The 7,394-nt window shown below is 39.1% G+C and carries 8 protein-coding genes and 1 pseudogene; all 9 read right to left on the reverse strand.

Going from position 1 to position 7,394, the window contains the following annotated elements; genetic code table 11:
• Window positions 1-9: 9 nt before the first annotated feature.
• The gene (locus ACMZ6U_RS08425; RefSeq protein ID WP_416107877.1) at window positions 10-435 is read right to left on the reverse strand and encodes a YtxH domain-containing protein; all 426 of its coding nucleotides are present in this window, start codon (window positions 433-435) and stop codon (window positions 10-12) included.
• 24 nt (window positions 436-459) lie between these two features.
• Window positions 460-858 carry a DUF948 domain-containing protein gene (locus ACMZ6U_RS08430; protein WP_416107879.1) on the reverse strand — a complete coding sequence of 133 codons (399 nt, stop codon included), beginning with the start codon at window positions 856-858 and terminating at the stop codon, window positions 460-462.
• Window positions 859-873: 15 nt separating this feature from the next.
• Entirely contained in the window at window positions 874-1,662 is a 789-nt protein-coding gene (gene lgt, locus ACMZ6U_RS08435) for a prolipoprotein diacylglyceryl transferase (RefSeq protein ID WP_416107882.1), read from the reverse strand.
• On the reverse strand, window positions 1,655-2,590 hold the full coding sequence (gene hprK / locus ACMZ6U_RS08440) for an HPr(Ser) kinase/phosphatase (protein ID WP_416107884.1): 936 nt from the start codon (window positions 2,588-2,590) through the stop codon (window positions 1,655-1,657). The genes lgt and hprK overlap by 8 nt, the downstream gene beginning before the upstream one ends.
• 215 nt (window positions 2,591-2,805) lie before the next feature.
• Complete coding sequence (locus ACMZ6U_RS08445) at window positions 2,806-3,078, reverse strand: PspC domain-containing protein (protein WP_416107885.1); 273 nt, start codon at window positions 3,076-3,078, stop codon at window positions 2,806-2,808.
• A gap of 82 nt (window positions 3,079-3,160) precedes the next feature.
• Window positions 3,161-3,604: a SprT family protein gene (locus tag ACMZ6U_RS08450; RefSeq protein ID WP_416107887.1), complete on the reverse strand. Its 444-nt coding sequence runs from the start codon at window positions 3,602-3,604 to the stop codon at window positions 3,161-3,163.
• Window positions 3,594-5,726 (reverse strand): Tex family protein, encoded by a 2,133-nt coding sequence (locus tag ACMZ6U_RS08455; RefSeq protein ID WP_416107889.1) that lies wholly within the window; start codon window positions 5,724-5,726, stop codon window positions 3,594-3,596. Before ACMZ6U_RS08455 ends, ACMZ6U_RS08450 begins: the two co-directional genes overlap by 11 nt.
• 75 nt (window positions 5,727-5,801) lie before the next feature.
• A complete protein-coding gene (brnQ, locus tag ACMZ6U_RS08460) occupies window positions 5,802-7,148 on the reverse strand; it encodes a branched-chain amino acid transport system II carrier protein (RefSeq protein WP_416107891.1) in 1,347 nt (448 codons plus the stop codon).
• Between the two features lie 137 nt (window positions 7,149-7,285).
• Window positions 7,286-7,394 (reverse strand): annotated as a pseudogene (locus ACMZ6U_RS08465) (phosphate transport system regulatory protein PhoU); the annotation flags it as partial.

The raw sequence follows: 7,394 nt of genomic DNA on the forward strand, positions 1-7,394 counted from the left end.
GTTATATGCTTAAGCTTCTTCATCATTAGAGTAGTCGATAACAATATCGTCTACTTCTGCAGCATGTTTGACATCATCATTACCATCAACAACCTTATCATCTTCAAGGTCCCAATCTGCAACTTGATTCATCTTTTGAACAGCCTTTTCTTTTACCAAGTTAGCTTTTTCTTTGACTTGTTCAAGCACATCCTCAGGAGTCAATTCTCCTTTTTCATACTTAGCCTTATAGTCATTGAATTTTTCAACGGCTAAGTCTTTGTAACTATTGGCTTTATCTTTAGCATATTGAGTGTATTCCTCAGGATTTTCTTTGTAGTCAGTGATAAAATCACTGGCTTTTTCTTTAGCCTCTTTACCCTTGGCTGTACTAAAGAAATATGCTGCTGCACCAACCGTTGCGCCAATGAGTAATGATTTTCCTAATTTGACCATATTCTTTTCCTCCTAGACAATGACTTATTTATTCTTCTTTTTAAATAATTTTGCACCGACTTTACCAGTGACATATGATTTTCCAACTGTCCCCAAGACACTCCCTACACCATTGGTTTTCTGACCAATATGACGAGCTTTGACATTTAAATCAGAAACACTTTCTGACAAATCTGCAATTGCGACAAAAAGTGGATCAATCGTCGATACTTTGCCATTGACATCTTCTACTAAAACATTTGCTTTGGCTAAAATTTCATTGGTTTGAAAGAGAGTTACATTGACATCACTCGTCAGTACCTTAATGGTTTCTTGGGCTTCATCAATGGTTCCTGCAACTTTTTTCAGTACCATAATCAAGTAAACAACTAAGGCAACAAATGCCAGTGCAATGATTAATACTGAAATTCCTATTAAGTTCATGTTTTTCTCCTATTGTTAATTTACGTTTTTGAGATAAAATGGGGTATCAGAACGACGTCTGCGGTAGATAAAGAGGACTAGTCCGATGATAACCAAGAGTGCTGACAACCATTGTGAGACCCTTAATCCTGCTAACATAAGACTATCTGTTCGCAATCCTTCAATAACAAAACGTCCACACCCATACCAGACCAAATAAAAGAGACTTGGTTCACCCTTTTTGAGCAGTTTTGATTTGTGGCGTAAGCTGACAATCACAATGAAACCAATAAGATTCCAAAGCGACTCATATAAGAAAGTTGGTGTTCGATAGGCACCATCAATATACATCTGGTTTTTAATAAAATCTGGAAGATAGTTTAAGTGCTGGACAGTTTTACCAAAAGCTTCTTGATTGAAAAAATTACCCCAACGTCCCAAACTTTGGGCAATCATAACACCCGGTGCTGCAATGTCCATAAAGTCCACTGTATCAATAAAATGATGCCTTGTGAAAAAATAAAGAACTATAGCACCAGCTATCAAACCACCATATATAGCAATCCCACCATTCCAAATAGCAAAGATTTCAGCAAGATGGTCTTTATAGTATGACCATTCGAAAATAACATAGTAAAGACGCGCTCCAATAATGGCCATGGGAAAGGCGAGAAGAATAAAATCAAGAACTAAATCAGGATTAATCCTTTTTCGAGGAGCTTCTCTCATAGCAAGATAAACAGCCAAAATCAATCCTGTGACGATACACAAAGCATACCAACGAATCTCAAGAGGTCCCAACTTAAAGGCTATAGGATCAATCATTTGCTGCCTCATTTCTAGAAATAAGTTTGGTCAAACGATCCTCAAATGTCTTCGTTGCGTCAAATCCCATTAATTTTGCACGATGATTCATCGCGGCTGCTTCAATCACAACTGAGACATTTCGACCAGTTTTAACAGGGATACGAACGCAAGGCACCTTCACACCTGAAAATTCAACTTCTTCATTACCATTACCTAGTCGATCAAAAAGCTTATCGGCTCCAAAGTTCTCAAGATAAATGGCCAACTGAACTTGTGAAGAATCCTTAACAGCACTAGCGCCGTACAAACTCATGATATCAATAATCCCAACACCACGAATTTCTAAAAGATGACGCAGGATTTCTGCTGGTTCTCCCCATAGAGTCTCCTCGTCCTTGGCATAGACATCAACGCGGTCATCAGCAACCAGACGGTGCCCACGTTTGACAAGCTCTAGTCCAGTCTCACTTTTACCAATACCAGAATCTCCTTGAATCAAGACACCCATACCATAGATATCCATAAGCACCCCATGAACACTGGTACGATCAGCTAAACAGGAATCTAGATACCAAGAGATTTCACCAGATAAACGGCTGGTTGGCACATCACTTGAGAGAACAGCAACACCGTTTTTAGTAGCTGCCTGAATGATCTCTTCTTGAATCTCCAGACCACGAGAAACAATAATGGCAGGTGTTTGAGGTTTTAACATTTCACTTAAAACCTGAAAACGGTTATGTGCCGTCATGGCATTTAAGTATGACCACTCCTTCATCCCTACTAGTTGAACTCGCTCGGGTGCATAGTAATCAAAATAACCTGTCATTTCAAGACCAGGTCTTAAAATATCTGACGTTGTTATTTTTTTAGCTAGCAATGTGTCATCGCCATAGATAATATCGCACTTGATTTTATCTACCAGCAGTTGGACTGTAACAGACATAAGGTCTCCTTACCTAAAGATTTATTTCAGCATATTATATCATATTTTCAGAAAAAAAGTAAGCGCTAACCAAATTACAGAAACAGAAGGCAGTCCCTACCTTTATACTTCTTGTTCAAATCCTTACCTAGCCTTTCAACAGCAACAATCTTTAAGCATGAGCCAAAAGTGACATCTTCTTAAATATTTTTCTGACTAGAAATAATTTCTAGTAGTCACCAAAACCACCCATCATTATCAGAATCTACTGGTCTAGCATTTTTTCGATGACGTTTTCCTCCGCCAAAACGCTCTCTTTCGACATCCTCTTTATAAGGGAGAAAGATTGCTAAAACCACATAAATAATAAGTGGAAATTGGGCAAAGAGACACGCTACTATAAATAGAGCTCTTACCAAATTAAGATCCCAATTAAATTTATCTGATAGACCAGCGAGTACACCAGCAAACATACGCCCGCGTTTTAAACGATAAAATTGATCCCCCATCCTATTCTCCTTTCGACCATCATTATGGTCTTATATTTTCGTACTATCATTATACCCAAAGCTATATAAAAACAAATCAGACTTACGACTGATTTGCATTTTTTTCATAACTTAACATTCCTTGACACTTGCCACATCGATATTTCTTGAGGTCAATCCGTCGTCTGCGTGGATAGACTTGTCCACAATTTTGACAATAATAAGTATGTTTAAGACTGGTTTCTTGAAGTTTAGGGGCATAGCGAATACCACCAACTTGTTTTAACAAGGCTTTAAAGTCAGCATCTTGATGTTTGTAACCTTTCCCCTGAAAATAGAGGTGATAATGGCAAAGTTCGTGTCGAACAATCTGGCGGAAAACAGCTTCTCCATAAACTTCCAAGTGTTTAGGATTAAAATCCAAATGACCATCATTTGGGAAAAATCGCCCACCCGTTGTTCTCAAACGCTTGTTCCAGTGAGCATGGTGCCTAAATGCCCAACCAAAGTCTTCCAGAGATACCTGTTTAACATAATCAGTTAGCATCGCGAGGATCTACCAAGGAAAGGTTAATTTTTCCACGATCAAAGTCTAATTTTGATACCCAAACGGTCACAATATCGCCAACTGAAACGACTTGACTCGGGTGTTTGACAAAAGTCTTGGACATTTGGGAGATGTGGATAAGCCCATCGTCATGTAGTCCAATATCCACAAAAGCACCAAAATCCACAACATTACGCACCGTTCCCTCAAGTTTTTGACCAATCGTTAAATCTTTGATGTCAAGCACATCCTGGCGAAGAACTGGTGCTTCAAAATCATCTCGAAGGTCACGCCCAGGTTTAAGGAGATCTTGAATAATATCTTTCAGTGTTTCTTGTCCAAGCTCTAATTGCTCAGCTGTTTTAGCGATATTAAGGGATTGTAGCTTAGACTTAGCAGTTCCATCCAAATCCTTTATATCAAGCTGTTTGAAAAGCTCTTTAACGGCTGCATAGCTTTCTGGGTGAACACCTGTATTATCAAGGACATTTTTAGCGTTAGGAATGCGAAGAAAGCCTGCTGCCTGTTCAAACGCTTTGGCACCAAGACGTGGCACTTTTTTGATCTCTGCCCGAGATTTAATAGCCCCATTTTCTTCACGATATTTAACAATGTTCTCAGAAATCGTTTTATTCAGTCCTGAGACATGGGACAAAAGCGATGGACTGGCTGTATTGACATTGACACCAACTTGGTTAACCACTGTATCTACAACGAAATCAAGGTTTTCAGCCAATTTCTTTTGGCTGACATCATGCTGATACTGACCAACGCCAATAGACTTGGGATCAATTTTCACCAATTCTGCCAAGGGATCTTGCAGGCGACGAGCGATAGAAATAGCTGAGCGTTTTTCAACCGTTAAATCAGGAAATTCCTGACGTGCTAATTCTGAAGCTGAATACACAGAAGCTCCAGATTCATTAACAATGACATAAGAGACCTGTGGAAAATCTTTAAGAACTTCTGCAACGAAGGCTTCGCTTTCGCGACTAGCCGTTCCATTCCCGATAGCGATAATTTCAATCTGATAAGTTTGGATAAGCTCTGCCAATTCTTTCTTAGCCATTTCGATTTTTGCCTGACCTGCTGGTGGCACTGGGTAGATGACGTGGGTCGTCATCAATTTTCCAGTTTGGTCAACAATAGCCAACTTAGCTCCTGTACGAAAGGCTGGGTCAAAACCGAGAACCATTTTTCCTTTTAGGGGTGACACTAAGAGAAGGTTACGGAGATTTTCTGAGAAGAGACTAATAGCACCATCTTCAGCACTCTCAGTTAATTCTGTTCGAATACGGCGTTCCATAGCTGGAACGATTTTTTTCTTGCAGGCTTCTTGAACAATCTTATGGATATAGTCATTCTTCTCTTTGAAGCGAGCTTCATAAAAGCGCAGCATTTTTTCCAAATTATGCTCAAAGGCAACTTTTAAAACACCCAATTTTTCCCCACGGTTAAGGGCTAATACACGATAACCCTGGATTTTTGCTACCGCTTCTTCAAAATCATAATAAATTTGGAAAACTTGTTTGTCATCTGCCTCTTGGTCTTTGAGTTGAGAGCTTACAAGACTATTAGCCCAAATCTCATTATAAGTCCAAGAACGTAACTTGCTGTCATCAGACAAGGCTTCAATAAGAATATCGCAGGCTCCTGATAAAGCTTTCTCTGCTGTTTCAAACCTTTCCGTAATAAAGGCTTCTGCCTCTTTTTCAAGATTTGGAATATTTTGTAGAATGAAACGTGCTAACGGGAACAAGCCTGCTTCACGCGCCACAGTTGCTTTAGTACGACGTTTTTCTTTATAAGGTAAATAGAGTTCTTCAACATCCGCTAATTTTTCAGCTGATTCAATAGATTGACGGAGTTGATCGGTGAGCTTGCCTTGCTCTTCAATTTTTGAGAGAACTGTTTCCTTTCGTTCAGAAAGAGCTGACAATGATTTATCCAAATCGATAATAGCCTTGATTTGAACTTCATCCAGATTACCCGTTTTTTCTTTACGGTAACGAGCGATGAAGGGAATAGTATTACCTTCTGCCGTTAAAGACAAGACTTGCTCGATTTGCTGACTGCTTAATCCCAATTCTTGGGTTATTTTACTAATATTTTGATTTTCCATAACCTATTTATTATAGCTTAAATAGAAACAATTTTCTATATGAAAAAAGAAGGCTTCTGCCCTCTTTTCATAATCTTACGATGTTGATTTATCGAATTGTTGCCAGAGCAATCCAACAACTAATCCGATAAAGGCTGGAAGAATCCATCCCATACCAAGTTCGAACAATGGCAATACTTTTGCTGCGAAGCCGATTAGCCCTTGAACTGGTGCTAAATCATGGATAAGTGCTGGTGTAGCGTTTAATCCATCTATGATAGCTGCCAATAAGGTAAAGGTCATAACAGAACGGTAAACCTTTGTTGATAAGGGTAACCAGGCTGATGCAAGTCCTAATAAGACTAATACAATCGCTAAAGGATAGATGAACATAAGTACTGGAATTGAAAGTTGAATAATTTGTGTCAAACCGACATTAGCAATAATAGCTGGCAAGATTGAAAAGACGATCAAATAGAAACCATATGACTTACTTGGAAACAGTTCATTGAAAGCTTCTGAGCAAGCTGTTGTCAAACCAATACAAGTTTTGAAGCAACCAAGAAAAACAATCAAGGCTAAAATAATGCTACCAAAAGTCCCAAGATAATGAGCTGTAATCTGCCCGAGTGCAATACCACCATTTTCACTGATTTCGAAACCACCGAGACTTGTTGCCCCTGCATAAGCAAGCAAAGTATAGATGACTCCCATCAGTCCCATAGCAATCAAACCAGATTTTGTCATCTCCACAGCTAGTGATTTAGGTTGCGTAACCCCTTTTTGTTTTAGTGCGGTAATCACCACAATACCATACGCTAAGCCAGCTAAAACATCTAAGGTGTTGTACCCTTCAAGAAAGCCTTTCATGAAAGGTGCTGCTTGATAAGCTTCAACAACAGCTGCTTCACTAACTGGAGCTAAAGGATTGATAATCACAAGAAGAAGAACAAGCCCAAGAACAAACAAGAACGCTGGGTTAATATATTTACCAATGATATCAATTAATTTTCCTGGCTTCTTAGAGAGGGCATACGATAGACCAAAGAAAATAAGGGAATATATAGCCAACATTGGTGCCTTCATCGCATCACTAAGATAGGGTGCAAAGGCAATTTCAAATGACGTTGTCGCCAAACGTGGCATGGCAAAGAATGGACCAATCACCAAATACAAGGCTACTGTAAAGAAATAGGCGAATGGTTTGGTCACACGACTGGCTAAATGAAAAAGTCCTTTTCCTCCAGAGAGTCCAATAGACATAATACTAAGAAATGGAAAACCGATAGCTGTTAATAAAAAACCAAGGTTAGCTGACCAGATATTTGCCCCTGCTTCTTGCCCCATATGCACTGGGAAAATCAGATTACCAGCTCCGAAGATAATACCAAAAAGCATTGAGCCAATAAAGAATGAGTCTTTACGTGATAAGGTTTGTTTCACATGAGTTCCTCCTAAATAAAAAGTGTGCTTATTATATCACGAAAACAAAGCGGAAAACAAGGACTATTTCTCAAAAAATGCCAATTTTCAAAATTTTCGACCAAAAGGAAAATCGCTTGCGCGACTTTTCCTTTGTCTTAATTAAGTTTGACTAGTTCTCCTGTTTCCAAATAGACCAAACGTTCGCAAATATTAGCGACATAATCGCCAAAGCGCTCCAGATGATTAAGGATGGCCAAGTACTCT

Source organism: Streptococcus pluranimalium (genome assembly GCF_047785745.1).
Lineage (GTDB): Bacteria > Bacillota > Bacilli > Lactobacillales > Streptococcaceae > Streptococcus > Streptococcus pluranimalium_B.